This window comes from Bradyrhizobium sp. S3.7.6, from assembly GCF_054061875.1.
On record NZ_JBSSEQ010000001.1, the window covers coordinates 6,908,173 to 6,924,266 of the forward strand.

At 62.4% G+C, this 16,094-nt stretch carries 13 protein-coding genes; 3 read left to right on the forward strand and 10 right to left on the reverse strand.

Features of this window, described 5'->3' with window-relative positions; all coding sequences use genetic code 11:
• Window positions 1–123: 123 nt before the first annotated feature.
• On the forward strand, window positions 124–1,095 hold the full coding sequence (locus ACVJ5M_RS33705) for a glycosyltransferase family 2 protein (protein WP_071915478.1): 972 nt from the start codon (window positions 124–126) through the stop codon (window positions 1,093–1,095).
• 245 nt (window positions 1,096–1,340) lie between these two features.
• On the opposite strand, the gene ACVJ5M_RS33710 is transcribed toward ACVJ5M_RS33705, so the two are convergent.
• Window positions 1,341–2,915 (reverse strand): winged helix-turn-helix domain-containing tetratricopeptide repeat protein, encoded by a 1,575-nt coding sequence (locus ACVJ5M_RS33710; protein ID WP_063984451.1) that lies wholly within the window; start codon window positions 2,913–2,915, stop codon window positions 1,341–1,343.
• A 165-nt stretch (window positions 2,916–3,080) separates the two neighbouring features.
• Here ACVJ5M_RS33710 and ACVJ5M_RS33715 point away from each other — a divergent pair, with 165 nt between their 5' ends.
• Complete coding sequence (locus ACVJ5M_RS33715; RefSeq protein ID WP_224581022.1) at window positions 3,081–3,317, forward strand: DUF1127 domain-containing protein; 237 nt, start codon at window positions 3,081–3,083, stop codon at window positions 3,315–3,317.
• A gap of 222 nt (window positions 3,318–3,539) precedes the next feature.
• On the opposite strand, the gene ACVJ5M_RS33720 is transcribed toward ACVJ5M_RS33715, so the two are convergent.
• Window positions 3,540–4,967 carry a DUF1254 domain-containing protein gene (locus ACVJ5M_RS33720; protein ID WP_456679575.1) on the reverse strand — a complete coding sequence of 476 codons (1,428 nt, stop codon included), beginning with the start codon at window positions 4,965–4,967 and terminating at the stop codon, window positions 3,540–3,542.
• 387 nt (window positions 4,968–5,354) lie between these two features.
• Entirely contained in the window at window positions 5,355–6,056 is a 702-nt protein-coding gene (locus ACVJ5M_RS33725) for an alpha/beta fold hydrolase (protein WP_231144483.1), read from the reverse strand.
• Between the two features lie 153 nt (window positions 6,057–6,209).
• Here ACVJ5M_RS33725 and ACVJ5M_RS33730 point away from each other — a divergent pair, with 153 nt between their 5' ends.
• A complete protein-coding gene (locus ACVJ5M_RS33730; protein WP_063984453.1) occupies window positions 6,210–7,112 on the forward strand; it encodes a LysR family transcriptional regulator in 903 nt (300 codons plus the stop codon).
• 75 nt (window positions 7,113–7,187) lie between these two features.
• On the opposite strand, the gene ACVJ5M_RS33735 is transcribed toward ACVJ5M_RS33730, so the two are convergent.
• From ACVJ5M_RS33735 to ACVJ5M_RS33765, 7 genes are all read right to left on the reverse strand, one after another.
• Window positions 7,188–8,828, reverse strand: coding sequence for an amidase family protein (locus ACVJ5M_RS33735; protein WP_231144482.1), 1,641 nt, complete (start codon window positions 8,826–8,828; stop codon window positions 7,188–7,190).
• A 261-nt stretch (window positions 8,829–9,089) separates the two neighbouring features.
• Entirely contained in the window at window positions 9,090–10,586 is a 1,497-nt protein-coding gene (locus ACVJ5M_RS33740; protein ID WP_063984455.1) for an ABC transporter substrate-binding protein, read from the reverse strand.
• Window positions 10,587–10,640: 54 nt separating this feature from the next.
• A complete protein-coding gene (locus ACVJ5M_RS33745; RefSeq protein WP_063984456.1) occupies window positions 10,641–11,645 on the reverse strand; it encodes an ABC transporter ATP-binding protein in 1,005 nt (334 codons plus the stop codon).
• Window positions 11,642–12,655, reverse strand: a complete 1,014-nt coding sequence (locus tag ACVJ5M_RS33750) for an ABC transporter ATP-binding protein (RefSeq protein ID WP_231144481.1) — start codon at window positions 12,653–12,655, stop codon at window positions 11,642–11,644. Before ACVJ5M_RS33750 ends, ACVJ5M_RS33745 begins: the two co-directional genes overlap by 4 nt.
• 2 nt (window positions 12,656–12,657) lie before the next feature.
• A complete protein-coding gene (locus ACVJ5M_RS33755) occupies window positions 12,658–13,551 on the reverse strand; it encodes an ABC transporter permease (RefSeq protein WP_166098018.1) in 894 nt (297 codons plus the stop codon).
• Window positions 13,548–14,498 (reverse strand): ABC transporter permease, encoded by a 951-nt coding sequence (locus tag ACVJ5M_RS33760; RefSeq protein WP_354099338.1) that lies wholly within the window; start codon window positions 14,496–14,498, stop codon window positions 13,548–13,550. Before ACVJ5M_RS33760 ends, ACVJ5M_RS33755 begins: the two co-directional genes overlap by 4 nt.
• A gap of 84 nt (window positions 14,499–14,582) precedes the next feature.
• A complete protein-coding gene (locus ACVJ5M_RS33765) occupies window positions 14,583–16,004 on the reverse strand; it encodes an amidase (RefSeq protein ID WP_354097022.1) in 1,422 nt (473 codons plus the stop codon).
• Window positions 16,005–16,094 lie beyond the last annotated feature (90 nt).

A 16,094-nucleotide genomic window follows, 5' to 3' on the forward strand; every position in this document is an offset into this window, starting at 1 on the left:
TAAGCGGCAAAAGCGGTCCAACAGTTCAGGACGCGGATTTGTCCGCTAAGGGCCACATCCGGACATCTAGGATGTTGCCGCTCCCCGAGAACTGTTATTGTTGAGCGGTCTTGCGTCTAGGGGATGATGATTGTGTCTCCAGCAGAACTGTCGAGCAGCGAGGCGGAACTCCGGTCGTTCATTTCGGTCGCGATCCCAACCTTTCGACGTCCTTTTGGGCTGCAACGCGCGATCGAAAGCGTGCTGCAGCAGGACTTCTCCGATTGGGAAATGGTGATCAGCGACGACGAAGGGTTAGTGGGCGAGAGTTGTCGCCTCTTGTCCGAATATGTCAGCACAGAACCGCGCATCCGAGTCGTCGAGAACCGCAGAGGCCGTGGTCAGGTCGAGAACACGAACAATGCGATGCTTGCGTGTCGCGGTCCCTGGATCAAATTGTTGCATGACGACGACTGGCTCGCGCCAGGGGCGCTTACGTCTTTCGCGAGACTTGCGTTGGCCTACCCCGCCGCGGCAGTCATCACCTCCACAAGCCATCTGGTGCAAGACAAAGGCATAAAGTACCGGCAAGGGGGTGAGATTTACGTGTATTCGGGCCAACAGTGCCTGACTGATCTCTATTTGGTGGGCAAAACGCGGTCGCTCGGAATTGTCCCATCGACGCTGTTGGTCAATAGCAACGTCGTCAAAGCCGGCTGCCTGATGCGAAACTACAAGTCGATAAGTTGGGGGGTCGACCAACTGTTCTTCATTGATCTGGCCTGCCATGGTGACATGGTAGCGATAGACGATGGTCTTATCTTTTACGACATGACCAACCACCCCTGCATCACGGCAGACGGGTCGTTCACTCACATTGACCAAGAGACAGTCGATCTCAAACGCCTCACTTGGAGCCTTTTGGAAGATAAAGGAGAACTTCCCGATCCTGAAACGGTCGTGCGTGCGTTGCGGGTTGCTCGACTACGCGGACGGATCGGCCGGCAGCCACTCGGCGCAACGATCCGTGACGCAATCCAAATCCTGCGCCCCTCGGTCCTGATGGCTCTCAACAAGATCATCCGTGCTCGGGCGCGCGCGCCGGGTGCAATTTAATTCATCCTTTCTGCGGGAACGCTCTGATCTGATAGCGCAGCTAACTGACCGCCGCTCGAAATGGCAAGGTCCGCTATGGGTCAAAAGCCGACACCGCGCCAACGCCCAAACACGTCAGCTTAGGGTCACAAGCCGAAATCAGCATCGAGCAACGCCACGTCTGCGAAGGGCCACAAGCCGACATTGCATACTGCGCCGTTGATGGGAATTGGAATGAGACCAGTATTTCCCGGCAACCGCAGCACTCATGGGGGGAGACCCATGATGGGGCAAGCTCGCGCTATCCTTTCGAGGTGTTCCGGCCTGTAAAATCGAGCGAGCTTTGGAACGAGTGTGGAGACGCGCAGAGCCGGCCTCGCTTCCACCAGGCGTGCACCGATCATCCGGGCTTCCTCGACCCTTCCAGACATCGCGTGGCATGCCGCCAGAATAAATTGTGCGTTGAGATAGTTGGGCCGATGCAGCACAGCCGACTTGGCCCATGATGACCCGTCCTCGTATCGATCCGTCAAGAAATGCGCAAACGCTATGCCGGTCTGCAGCAGAAAAAGAAACGGATCCATCGGGCTTAGACGCCCCCCGGCGTGGAACTGCTTGAGCGCCGCCTCTATGTCACCGCGCCGTATGTGTTCCCAGCCGATCGTATACCGTGCAACAGCCAGGTTCGGGTTAAGCTCATGAGCTCGGGAGACGAGGGCCACGCCATCGTCGATCTCATATAGTACGGCGCCAATTGCCTGCCCGGCTCTCACGAGTACGGTTGGATCATCCTTATCGAGCTCGATCGCACGCCTTGCCAACCGTCGGGTGTCGTTCAGTTCCTGATCCGCGTCGATCGTCCAGCCGAAGATCTTTCGTTGCAGATAGCAATAAGCACCAAGCGCGTATGCTGAGGCCAATCCGGGATCGATCTCGACAGCAAGCCGGATCAGTCTGAGGGCTTCAATGTTTTGTTCGCGGGTGAATTCATAGAAGCTCGAGAGTGCACGCAGATAGTAATCGTAGGCCTGAAGATTTTCGGTTGGCTTGCGCTTTGCGCGCTCTATCTCGGCGCGCTCCAATTGAGGAAAGAGTGCGCTAATCACGCTACTCGTCACTTGGTCCTGCAGATCGAAGATATCTTTGAGCTGGCTGTCGAACCGGTCCGCCCAAAGATGAGCACCCGTCGTGGCCTCGATCAACTGCCCGGCAATGCGAACCCGATCGCCGGATTTGCGCACACTGCCTTCGAGCACATACCGAACGCCCAGCTCGCGCCCGACCTGCCTGATGTCGATAGCCTTGCCTTTGTAGGTAAAAGTGGACTGTCGCGCGATGACGAACAGCGATTTGGACCGTGAAAGGCCGGTGATGATGTCCTCGACCATGCCGTCGGCGAAATACTCCTGCTCTGGATCGGAGCTCAGGTTGGTGAATGGCAGAACGGCCAGCGACGGTTTGTCGGGAAGTGTGAGGGTGGGTTTAGCCGTCTCCCTCTGGATTTCTGTGACTGCCACAGTGGGGGCGCCGTCAGCCTCCTGCACCATACCGATAAAGCGATAGCCCTTTCTTGGCAGCGTCTTGATCAACCGCTGTTTCTCCCCGGAATCGCCAATTGCGGACCGAGCGGCATTCAGGCGGGTCGTCAGCGCGGCATCCGATACGCACCGCCCCTTCCAAATGGTTGTGATGAGCTCATCCTTGCAAACTACGCGCTCGCGGTTGCGGATGAGGTAATCCAGAAAGTCAAACGTCTGTGGCGCCAGGGCAACGACGTTTGTGTCGCGGTACAGCTCGCGGCGGCCGGAATCCAGTTCGTAGTCTTCGAAGAGATAGCGCAAGACGCGAAATCCCTTGGACGGTCTCCGGTCAGGCCCGGCAACCACTTGGAAAATAAAGAATAAGCTGTCCGTAAGGAAAATGTAAGCAGCAGATCAAGCGCGCTGGGCCGGATTTTGGCAGCATGCCAGGGTGGAAACAAGGTGCCCGAGGATGCTGCGATGAGCATGATTTATCAGACAACGGGCTTGGTCCAGACGACGGACTCTCAGCGACGCAATGTCAGCGTTTTCAGGAATTGCTGGAACGCTTTTCAAGAGTGGCGGAAATGGGAGCGGCTGAGGCGCGATCTTTGCAACCTGAGTGATCAGGAGCTGAAGGATATCGGGATTACGTATGGCGAGATCGACTACGTGGCCTCGAACCGACATACTGACCCGCGAGGCATCCGATCGGTCGGATGATGACGGCCTCCGGCAGCGGTGGACGGAACGTCGGAAATTGGTCGACGCGAGCCGCTTAGCGGCAGGGATACCGGCTTGCGCTTAGGGTCAAAGGCCGACACCGCGCCAACGCCCCAACACGCCAGCTTGGGGTCACAAGCCGAAATCAGCATCGAGCAACGCCACGTCTGCGAAGGGCCACAAGCGGACCTTGGCCAGCATCACTCGATCACCTCAGATTGCTTAGTTGGCTGCGCGCACAACGGCCGGTGGCTGCCATGAGCCCCCACCGGCCGGCAGGATCGAAGGCGCCGTTGTCTTCGGCCAATGTAAACGCATCACGAGGTAGATTTCGTCATTCGGCGCCGGCAACCAATTGGATTCCTTGTCGACGCCGGGCGAATCTTTTTGGATATACAACGTGAGAGAGCCGTCGGCATTCTTCTTCATGTCCGGCAGCATCGGCGAGTTGATCAGGTAGCGGTTGATCGGATTCTCGATCAGCAATTGGCTCTTGCCATCATACATCGTCACCGACCAGAAAGCCTCTACCGGCGGGAATTGTCCGGCGGAAAAAGTGATTGTGTACTTGTACTTGGAACCATCGAGCACCTCGCCATCAGCAAGCGCCTTCGTCATTGGATAGACGGCCTCGATTGCGTCGTTGCCATAGATGCCGCCCTTGGCTGCGGCAGCGCGCTTCAGCCAGTCGCCGCTGTAGAATTGCCGGTCTCCGAACAGCGATCCGATTTTCCAGCCATTTACGTCTTTCTGTCCACTAGCAAGATACTTTTCAACTTTCTCTTCGCCGTCCTTCATCCCCAGCCCGATTTCAATCTTGTGGGTCAGCGGAAGATCCTTGAAGTCGAAGGTCTTTCCGGGGCCGACGCCGATGCGCGTGAGCTTGGCGCGGATTTCCTTTTCCTCCGGCCCGGCCGGCGCAAATTGGAGAGCGAAGTCGAGATACTCGAAGAAGTTCTTCTTCACCAACTCCGCATTAGCCTTGGGAAAGTCGACGGCCGCTGCGGCGGGGGGCGCGGGCTGCTTGAGATAGGCCGACAGGGGCTGCACCTTATAGCCGGCCTGGACCTTCTCAACGTTCGGCATATCTGCCGGATGGAAGAGCTGGGTGCGGTAGGCGGCGGCGGAAAATTGTGTCGAGGAGCGAAACATCTTCTTGATGCCAGGCGGAGTGGCACCCTGCCAGTTCGGCCCAACCACCATATAATCTCCGGCCTCGCTTCCGGTCGCGCGGCTACCGATATATCCGTAATTGAACGTGTTGCCGTCGCAAAGCATCACTGAATAGTAGCGACTCTTGTCAACAGCCGGCACGGAAAGAACGATCGGCTCGGCGCGCAGATCGAGCCATAACAGCGAATAGGGCGTGTCGCTATTGGGAGTTGTTACGGCCATGTCTTTGTATGTATAGACACGCGCCTCGTTTTTGATCTGGTTGAACGGCGCCTTGAATTGCCCAGAGTTCCTGTCGACGGCATATTCGTACATGACGGCGTAGTTCATCACGATCGGCAGCCCGTAGATGAAGCCTTCCTCGGCGATGGCCTTGGCCTCGCGGATGTCAGGCCATTCCGCCTGCGACACACTTGGCGTCAGTGCGAATATCGAGCCCGTCAGAGCGGCGGCCAATACACTTGATCGAATGTTCATGTGAACCACCCACGCGCGAAAGGGCGCCAAATAGACACCCGGGAAGCTGGGTCATCATTTCACGAAATAGTCTCAGCGGACTACGGAAAAACGAACAGCTTGCAGCTGTCAGGCCAAATCGCGCTGAACTACAATCGAAATCCGATTTCATGAGCATTTTCCAATACGTTGATGCTCATTCGTTCGGAAAATGTCCGCTTCGGGTCAAAAGCCGACACCGCGCCAATGCCCCAACACGCCAGCTTGGGGTCACAAGCCGAAATCTGCATCGAGCAACGCCACGTCTGCGAAGGGCCAAGAGCGGCCGTCGCACGCCAGCCCATGAATAAGAGAGGTCGCCTCGCGAACGACCTCTCCTTCATGTCCGGCAATGTATCTTATTTGCGATCAGCTTTTTTGAACGGCGGCCGCGGCTTTGCGTATCACGTCGATAACCACATTTGGCTGGGAGAGCATCGGCACGTGGCTGCTCGCCACTTCGGTGACCGTCGCTCCCATGCGCTTCGACACCCAGCGTTGCAGATCCGGATGCACGGTATGGTCTTGCGTGGCCAGAATGTACCAGCTCGGCTTCGACCGCCACGCGATCTTGTCGGCGCTGAGCTTCTGTTGCTGGAACAGATTGTAGACGGGCGCATATTGGGTGGCCCAAACCAGCTTCTGGTCTTCCGCGGAGAGGTCTCCTGCGAAGAACTCGGTGCCGCTCGGAAGCATCCAGGCACGCCCATCGGCGACCTCGACGCGTGAGAAGATATCCGACGGATACTTGTCGAGCTGGTCCTGTACGGTCTCGCCGGCATCCGGAGCGACCGCTGCAATGTAGACGAGACCGACCACGCGTTCATCGGTGCCCGAGCCCGTGATGGTGGCGCCGCCATACGAATGGCCGACGAGAAGGACCGGGCTGCCAACACGATTGAGTGTGCGCCTCACCGTCGCCAGGTCCTCCTCAAAGGAGTCCAGGCCATATTGAACGGCGATCACTTCGTACCCGTCGGCCTGCAATGCTGGAATGACTTTGCTGAAACAGGAGCCATCGGCCCAAATGCCGTGACAGAAAACGATCGTTGGCTTGATTTGCGCAGACATACTGCTTTTCCTTTTTTGCACGAGCTTCAGCGATGAAGGGCATTGGAAGACCAACTCGGTTGTCGGGGCCCCCATTGCGAAAGTCAGACTATTCGTTCATAAATGGCCGATTAGCCGTCTTTCGTTCGGTTCTTTCGCGATCCAAAGTCCTGAATGACAACGATTCTAGAAAGAACGGCCGGTCTGCTGGCCTTCGTGCGGACGGTTGACGCGGGTTCTTTCGCCGGCGCCGCACGATCGATCGGCGCCAGCCCCTCGGCGGTATCGAAAAGCGTTTCGCGCCTCGAACAACGCCTCGGCGTGCGCTTGCTGCAGCGCTCAACGCGCACACTCAGCCCAACGTCCGAAGGCGCCGCTTACTACGAGCACGTCGCTCCCCATCTGCGCGCGATAGAGGAAGCCGACGACGTCGTGCAGGTTCCGGGAAACGTCCGTGGCGTGCTTCGGGTCACTGTGCCGAGTACATTTGGACGCCCGTTGATTTCCGCATGGGCGGGCTCGTTCCTGGAGCGCTATCCGGACATCAAGCTTGATCTCAGCGTCACGGACCGCCGTGTCGATCTCATCCGCGAGGGTTTCGACCTCGCTGTCAGAATTGGCGAATTGGAAGACACAAACCTGATCGGCCGCTCGTTAGGTGTCCTGCAATATGTTCTGGGCGCATCGCCGGAATACCTTCAGCGACGAGGAATCCCGCAGTCGATCGACGATCTCACGCAGCATGCCTGCCTTCGCCATCTGCTTGGTGGCCGGCCGCAAGCATTTACTTTTGCGGACGGCACACGGGTCATCCCCAATGGCCCCTTCGATAGCGACGATGCTCAGTCGTTGATTGAGGCGGTCATAAAAGGCGTTGGCATCACGCAGTTCATGCGCATCGCAATCGAGGACGAGCTCGCCGCCGGGCGATTGAATGTCGTGCTGCCGGGCATACCGATGTTCACCACACCGGTCTACGTCCTGCACGCATTCGGACGACAACTCCCCCTGCGTGCCCGCCTGTTCATCGATTTTCTTGTCGACGCTTTGGGCGTGTCGCGCAATTTGTCACTCTGAACTTTCGGAACTGGCCAGAAACGTGGTCCGACGCGCGAGCAGGGATTTCCGCCTGATCCTCTCGGCCGGCGAAATCTAAAGCGCGGGCAAGCCGGGCGGCGGCTTGCGCATGTTGGTCGCCTGCTCATAGGCGTAGGCCAGACGCAGCAGCTTGTGCTCGCTCCAGGCACGGCCTGCGAAGGTAACGCCGAGCGGATAGTCAGGCGTGTCCTTGTCGTCTGCTCCCGAAATGAAACCGCCCGGCACCATGACGCTGGGATAGCCCGCCTTCGCTGATATCACGCAGCCTGCGGCGCCGGGAAACAGCACCGCGTCGAGCTTGTGCTGGTTCATGTAGGCGTCCATGCCGCGCGTCTTGGCGGAGAGCAGGTCCATGGCCCGTGCCGATTTGTACTCGCGCTCGCTCAGATCGCCCCTGGTCATGTTGGCGGCCAGGAACAGGTCCTGGCCGAACCGCAGCGCCGTCTCCGCGTTCGCCTCGTTGAAGGCCACGATATCGGCCATGGTCTTCATCTCTGTGTTCGTCGCCCAATCGCTGAGGTAGAGGTTGAGATCGCGCTTCAGCTCGTAGAGGAAGACGATCGGCGGCGTCGCCAGATTACCCTTGTTGCGACTTAGGGGATTGCGGTTGAGCACGTTCATGCTCGTGCCCGGCCCGCCGATCCAGCCAGATGTTGGCATGTTGGCACGAACGATGACGGCGCCCAGATCCTCCAGCACCTTGATCGCGTCGGCCATCACCTTGGCCGACCTGGGCGGCAGCTTGCCGTAGTAGCGATCGTTCAGCGGATCGGCCGGGTCGCTCGGCACGCCGATGCGTGCGCCCCTCATCGCGTCGGTTGCGAGGTCGGCGCTGTAGTCGACCGGCCGCCGCTGCCGCTCGGTCGCGGGGTCGAGTGGGTCTTCGGCCGCGAGCACGTTCAATAGCATCGCCGCGTCGCGCACCGTGCGCGTCATCGGCCCTGCAGTGTCCTGGCTGTGCGCGATCGGCACGATCCCGGCCCGACTGACCAGCCCAACAGTCGGCTTCACGGTGACGAGGCCGTTTTGGCTCGCGGGATACAGCAGCGAGCCCGACGTCTCGGTGCCGATCGAGGCTGCGCAGAGGCCGGCCGCTACGGCGACGGCCGAGCCCGCGCTCGATCCGCCCGGCGGCACGACCGGGATGCCGCGATCATCCATCAGCGCCGGCACGTAAGGGTTCTTCACCTGACCGCCGAGCGACGAATAGCCCGCGGGCATGTCGGCCGCGAGAATGTTGGCGAACTCCGTCAGGTTCGCCTTGCCCAGGATCACCGCACCGGCCTTTCGCAGCAGCTTGACGATTGTGGCGTCTCTCCTGGCGCGCGCGCCCTCCAGCGCCAGCGAGCCCGCCGTCGTCGGCTGCTTGTCGCCGGTCGCGATGTTGTCCTTCACCAGGATCGGGATGCCCGCCAGCGGCCGCTTGGCCGACGGCCTGGCGTCGTCCAGCTTGCCCGCGATCCCAAGCGCGTCGGGATTAATCGCGCGCACGGAGTTGAGCGCGGGCCCGTTGCGGTCATAGGCTTCGATGCGCGCGAGATAGGTTTTGGTCAGCGCCGTGGCAGTGACCTGCCCGCTGGCCAGCGCATGAGCGATATCGCTCATCGGCGCATTGTCGAGCTTCAGGGTGATCGGTGCTTCAGCGTTGACGACAGCCGCGGCGATGCCGGCATCGCGGCGGGATGGCTTCTTCATGGCGTGCCTCGCCTGACGGCGCGTCCCGAACCATGACGCCGCGATGATCGTATATTGCCGGTGTTTTGCCCGACGGGTCAACCGCATCGCATGGCTCAGCAAGCCATCGAGCGGACGGTGCAAGCCATTGAAATATCTAACCCCGGCTACTGTGCATGGGGTTGTTTTTCAGGTTTTTGTTTTTGGGGTGCCCAAAAAGATTGACCTCTCCCGATGGGGAGAGGTCAACGTTGCAGCAGGTTCGACCTGATCGAACGGCCCCTACTCCCAGGACCAGGTCGAGAAATCGTTCTCGTATTGCGGGACGTCCTTCCAGACGCCCTTCAGCTTCTTGTTGGTGATGGTGATGAGCTGGGGCTGGTACAGGAAGCCTGCGACCGCGTCGGTGGCCAGCATCCGCTGGGCATCGCCGAGCAGCTTTGCGCGGCCAGCCTCGTCAGGCGTCGACACGATCTGCTTGTAGAGCGCGTTGAAGGCCTCGTTGTTGTAGCCGAGATAGTAGTCCGGCTCGGTGATCTTGACGAGGTCGAACGGCTCGACATGGCTGACGATGGTGAGGTCGAAATTGTGCGGGCCGTTGCCGGCGAACACCTGCGACAGCCACTGCGCCCATTCGACATTCTCGATCTTGGCGATGATGCCGACCTTGGCGAGCTGGGCCGCGAGGATCTCGCCGCCCTGCCGCGCATAGGACGGCGGCGGCAGCTTCAGCGACAGTTCGAGCGGCGTGGTGACCCCGGCTTCCGCCAGCAGCTTCTTCGCCTTCTCGGAATCGTAGGGGTTGATGCCGGTGGTGTCGACGAAGCCGAGCGCGCCGGGCACGTAGAAGCTGCCGATCGGCGTGCCGAAACCATCAGCCGCGCCGTCGACCATCGCCTTGCGGTCGATCGCGGCGAGGATGGCACGGCGCACGCGGACGTCGTCGAGCGGCTTCTTGCGCTCGTTGATGCCGACGATGGTCTTGGCACGGGAGCCGCCGACCATGACGTTGAAGCGCGGATCAGCCTTGAACTGTCCGATGGCGCGCGCAGCCGCAACGCGCGGGAACGCATCGACGTCGCCCGAGAGCAGCGCCGCGGTCTGCGCCGCCGGATCGGAGATGAAGCGGATCGTCACCTTCGACAGCTTGATCGCGGCGGCGTTGCGATAGTCGGCCCATTTGGTCAGGGTGATCGAGGAGCCCTTGGCCCAGGCCCCGAGCTGATAGGGCCCGGTCCCGACCGGCTGCGTGCCGTTGGTGGCTGCACTCTTCGGCTCGACGATCGAACCGCTCGCCTGCCCGAGCAGGAACGGCAGGTTCGGCTCGGAATATTTCACCGTGATCACGACCGTGTCACCGTCGGGCGCGTCGACCTTCTCGAAGGCCTGGAACAGGCTCTTGTCCTTGTTGGTGCTGGTCGCGATCGCGTTGCGCTCGAACGAGAACTTCACCGCCGCGGAATCGAACGGCTCGCCGTTCTGGAATTTGACGCCCTTGCGCAGCTTGAACGTGTATGTCTTCAGGTCGGGCGAGGCGGTCCAGCTCTCCGCCAGCAAGGGCGAGACGGAGCCGTCCTCGTTGATCTTGGTCAGCGTCTCATAGATGTTGTAGAGCGTCACTTCGGCGATCGCGGCCGCGGCGGCGATGGTGGGATCGAGCCCCGGCGGCTCCAGCGCCATCGCCATGACGACGCTGTCCTTCTTGCCCTGCGCCAGCACCGGCAGCGGTGCTGCGACAAGCGCGGCGGCAAATGCGACGATCGATAATTTCCTGAACATGCGTAACTCCCCGGCCTTCTCTTGTCTCAGCCTACGCCAATTCCATGGGGGACACTAACCTTCCATGACCGCGTGCGGCAATGCCATCACCGCCTCCGCCTTGTGGCAGGCGGCGAGATGGGCTTCGCCGACCTTGCGTAGCAAGGGCGGAACCTCGCGGCAATGCTGGTCGGCGAGCGGACAGCGCGCGACATAGGGGCATCCGGCAGCAGTCACCGATTGCGAGGCGATCGCCTGGGCCCCGCGCCGGCGCCGGCCGCCGCCAGCGCGCGCCCGCGGCACGGCATCCAATAGCGCCCGCGTATAGGGATGGGCACAGCGCTCGAACAGGTCCTCCGGCCTGCCCTGCTCGACGATCCGGCCGAGATACATCACCGCGACCTCGTCGCAGAGATAGTCGACCACGGCGAGGTCGTGGCTGATCAGGATGTAGCTCAGGCCGAACTGCTCCTGGAGGTCCTGCATCAAATTGAGCACCTGCGCCTGCACGGAGACGTCGAGCGCGGAAACCGGCTCGTCGGCGACGATCAGCTTCGGCTGGGTGATCAGCGCGCGCGCGATCGCGATGCGCTGGCGCTGGCCGCCGGAAAATTCGTGCGGATATTTGTCCATGTCGGCATCGCGCAGGCCGACCTGCCGCAGCACCGCGGAGACGCGGGCGCGGAACGTGGTGCGGTCGGCATCTTCCAGCACGGTGAGCGGCTCGGCGACGATGCGCGCGATGGTCTGGCGCGGATCGAGCGATCCGTAAGGATCCTGGAACACCATCTGGAAATCGCGGCGCGCACGGCGCAGCTCGTCGGGTGAGATGCGGTTGAGATCTCGCCCGAGCAGCGCGACCTGCCCCGACGTCGGCCGCTCCAGCGCCATCACCACCCGCGCGAAGGTCGACTTGCCCGAACCGGACTCGCCGACGACGCCGAGGCTCTTGCCGGCATCGACCCGCACGCTGACGCCGTTGAGCGCGCGCACCTGGCCCGGCGGGCGGAACAGGCTTTCGCGCGGCAGCGTGTAACGCTGCTCAAGATTCTTGACGTCGAGAAGCGGCGCTGCGGTCATGCGGGCAGCGCTCCGACATTCGCGGCCATGGAGACATCGGTGCGCACACAGCGCACGCCGTGACCGGGACCGACTTCGATCATCGGCGGCAGCGCCACGCGGCACTTGTCCTCGACCAGCGGACAGCGGTCGCCGAACGTGCAGCCGGCAGGCAAGTCCGCAAGTTCGGGCACCGTCCCCGAGATCGTCGTCAGCCGCGTCCCCTTGCGCGCGCCGAGCTTCGGCCGGGCGCGGAACAGGCCCTGCGTGTAGGGATGGCCCATCCGGCGGAACACCTCGTCGGTCGGCCCGCTCTCGACGACCGTGCCGCCATACATCACCATCATGCGTTGCACGTTCTCGGCGATAACGCCGAGATCGTGCGAGATCAGGATCATCGACATGCCGCGCTCCTCGACGAGATCGGCGATGAGGTCGAGGATCTGGCCCTGGATGGTGACGTCGAGCGCCGTGGTCGGTTCGTCCGCGATCAGGAGGTCGGGCTCGCAGGCGAGCGCCATCGCGATGGTGACGCGCTGGCGCTGACCGCCGGAGAACTGATGCGGATAGGCGTCGATCCGCCCTGCGGGATCGGGCAATCCGACGCGGTCGAGCAAGGCGATCGCTTCCTTGCGCGCCTGCGCCGCCGAATATTTCTTGTGACGCCGCAGCGGCTCGGCAACCTGATGCCCGATCGTGTGCATCGGGTTGAGCGCCGTCATCGGCTCCTGGAAGATCATGCTGATGCGGTTGCCGCGCAGCTTGCAATAATCCGCATCCGACAGACCGGCGAGCTCGCTGCCATCAAGCTTGATGCTGCCGGTCACGACAGCACTGTCCGGCAAGAGGCCCATCAGCGACAGCGCCGTCACCGACTTGCCGCAGCCGGATTCGCCGACGAGACCCAGCGTCTCGCCGCGCTTGAGGGCGAAGCTGACGCCGCGCACGGCCTGCGCCGGTCCGCGGCTGGTGTTGAGGCGAACGCCGAGATTGGCGACCTCGATCAGCGGCAGGGTTGAGCGCTCCCCCATCGTCATCGCTCCCGCGCCAGTCGCGGATCGAGCAGATCGCGCAGTCCGTCGCCGAGCAGATTGAGCCCGAGCACCGCGATGGCAATCGCCGCGCCCGGATAGACCGCGAGCATCGGCGACTGGAACAGCAGCGTCTGCGCATCGTTCAGCATCCGCCCCCAGGACGGCTGCGGCGGCTGCGTGCCGAGACCGAGATAGGATAGCGCGGCTTCGGCAAGGATCGCGAGCGCGAACTGGATGGTGACCTGCACGATCAGGATCGACAGGATGTTGGGCAGCACATGCTCGATGGTGATGCGGAATTTGCCCTTGCCCGACGCGCGCGCGGCCAGCACGAATTCGCGCGCCCAGATCGCGTTGGCCGAGCCGCGCGTCAGCCGGGTCAGCGTCGGGATCTGGAAAATTCCGATCGCGATGATCGAGGTCACCATGCCCGGCCCGACGACCGCGGCGAGCATGATCGCGGAGAGCACCGCCGGAAAGGCAAAGGTGAAATCGGAGAAGCGCATGATGATTTCTTCGGTCCAGCCGCGCTTGGCAGAAGCGATCAGGCCGAGGCAAACGCCGAAGGTGAGACCGATACTCACGGCGATGATGCCGACCAGAATGGTCGAGCGCGCGCCCGCGAGTAGCAGCGAGACGATGTCGCGGCCGAAGGAATCGGTGCCGAGCCAGTGCGCCGCCGACGGCGGTCGGAGCTTCGAGGCGATGTCGATCTCATAGGGCGACCACGGCGTCCACACCAGCGACAGTAGCGCCGAGGCGAGTACCAGCAGGCTCAGCGCTCCGCCCAGCACAAAGCTGCGGTGACGCAGCGCGCGGGCCCAGAAGGTGCGGGCCGGCAGCGGACGCGTTGCGATCGGGGCGTCGACCGAAGTGGTCAGGGGCGCGCTCACAAATCGTGGACCTTGATGCGGGGATCGATGAAGGCGTAGAGCACGTCGACCACGAAATTCACGATGACGACCATGGCCGCAAGCAGCATCACGCAATTGCGCACCACGATCAGGTCGCGGTTGGCGATCGACTGGAAGATCAGGCGGCCGAGGCCCGGCAGGTAGAACACGTTCTCGATCACGATGGTGCCGGCGAGCAGATTGGCGAATTGCAGCCCCATCACCGTCATCACGGGGATCATGGCGTTGCGCAGCACGTGGCTCCACAGCACTTCGCGCTTGCCGAGCCCCTTCGCGCGCGCCGTGCGGACGAAATCTTCGCGCAGCACTTCGAGCATCGCCGAGCGCGTGACGCGCGCGAGGATCGCGGCCTGCACCACGGCGAGCGAGACCGCCGGCAGCAGCAGCGACTTGATGCCGAGCCAGATGCCGTCCTCCCAGCCGGGAAAGCCGCCCGCCGAGAGCCATTGCAGCCGCACCGAGAACAGGAGGACCAGCAGGATCGCGAACCAGAAATTCGGCAGCGCGATGCCCACTTGCGTCAACGACATCACGCCGACGTCGCCGAGCTTGTTGTGGTTGGCCGCGGTGTAGATGCCGGCCGAGAGCGCCAGCGTCACCGTGATCAGCATCGACATGATCGCGAGCGGAACGGTCAGCACGAGCCGCTCCGCGATCAGGCTCGCGACCGGCGTGCCATAGACATAGCTGTTGCCGAGATCGCCGACGAGGAGGCCCTTGATCCATTGCAGATAGCGAACCGCCAGCGGCTGGTCGAGCCCGAGCTTGACCGTAAGCGCGCGCACCGCGTCGGCCGAGGCATCCGCGCCCATCAGCATCTGCGCGGCATTGCCAGGCAGCGCATCCAGCACCAGGAAAATGATCACGGATGCGCCGACCAGCGTCGCCAGCAAGGTCAACAGACGTCGAAGAAAGAATACGCTCATGCGCGCTCGGCTTCAGGGCTCATCCGCCGCACGATCAACATGTCCGGGCGCCGGAGGCAAGTCCTTTGCGGCATGTGCCTCACCTCAGCCGGGCCGGCGGGACAGAAGATCGTGCGAGGCCTCGAACAGCGCGCTCACGCGCAGCAATTCGGCATCGGCACGGAAGCGCCCGACGAGTTGAAGCCCGATCGGCAGGCCGTCGCGGCCGAAGCCGCAGGGAAGACTGATCGCGGGGTGCCCGGTCATGTTGAACGGCATGGTCCAGGGGAACCAGTGCGGCCGGACGCTGTCGAAGTGCTTGCCGTCGATCTCGATGGTGCCGAACAGGTCCTGGTCGATCGGCAGCGCGGTGCGGGTGATGGTCGGCATCGCCAAAAGATGCCCGCGCGCAAGCAGGGATTGCACGCGGCGGAACAGCGCGGTGCGCGCGAACATCGCCTCCTGATAGGCGACGCCGCTGACATTGGTCGCGAGCGCGACCTGCTTGACGAAGGCTTCGCTGAGGACGTCGCCATGCTCGGCCACCAGCTTGGCGAAACGCGTACGCCAGACGGTGTGGTTGATGGCGCGCCAGATCGGCTCGATGTCAAACCCCTCGCCGGAGAACTCCTCGAGCTCGGCACCGAGACCGGCCAGCCGGTCGAGGCTCGCCTTGAAGCTGGCCGCGACATCTGACGACACCGGGCGGCCGGGAGGCGACTCGCAGAACAGGATCCTTTGCCCGCGCAGATCGCCGCGCGGCGCGGCGGTGCCGATGAAATCGGGCACGGGCACGCCGATCGACCAGGGATCGCAGGAGTCCTCGCCGGCCATCGCCTGCATCATCAGCGCGGTGTCGGCGACCGTGCGCGTGGTCGGCGTGACATAGGTCTGGTTGCCGAAGGCGTCGAGCGCCTGGCTGTGCGCGATCACGCCGTTGCTCTGCTTCAGCCCCACCACGCCGTTGCAAGCGGCGGGAATTCGCGTCGATCCGCCGCCATCGGTCGCAATCGCAAGCGGCGCGATGCCGCTCGCCACCGCCACGGCCGCGCCGCCACTGGAGCCACCGGAGGACCGCTCCGCACTCCACGCATTGCGGGTGCGGCCGAACAAGGGCGAGTCGGTCAGGCATTTGCTGCCGAATTCGGGCGTCGTGGTCTTGCCGATCAGGATCGCGCCTTCCGCACGGAGCTTTGCCACCGCAACAGCATCCTCGGCCGGCACGTTGTCTTTGTAGGGAACGGCGCCGAACGTGGTCTTCACGCCGCCAGTGTTGACGATGTCCTTGACGGTGACGGGAAGGCCATGCAGCAGGCCAAGCGGCTCGCCCGCCATCACCTTGCGCTCGGCCGCAAGCGCCTGCGTCATCGCCTCGTCGCCGCAGAGCGTGATGAAACAGTTCAGCTCGGGCTGAAGCGCCTCGGCGCGCGCGAGCACGGCACGGGTGATCTCGACGGGCGAAATCTTCTTCGTGGCAACGAGGCCGCGCAGCTTGGTTGCGGACAGCAGGCAGGGATCGCCGTTCATCGTCAAATCATCGCTCCGAAGCCGGCCCTCGTTGGCCCAAGCATTGACAAGGCATTGACAGCGAGAATGACACTTCTGTTAACTCAGCGT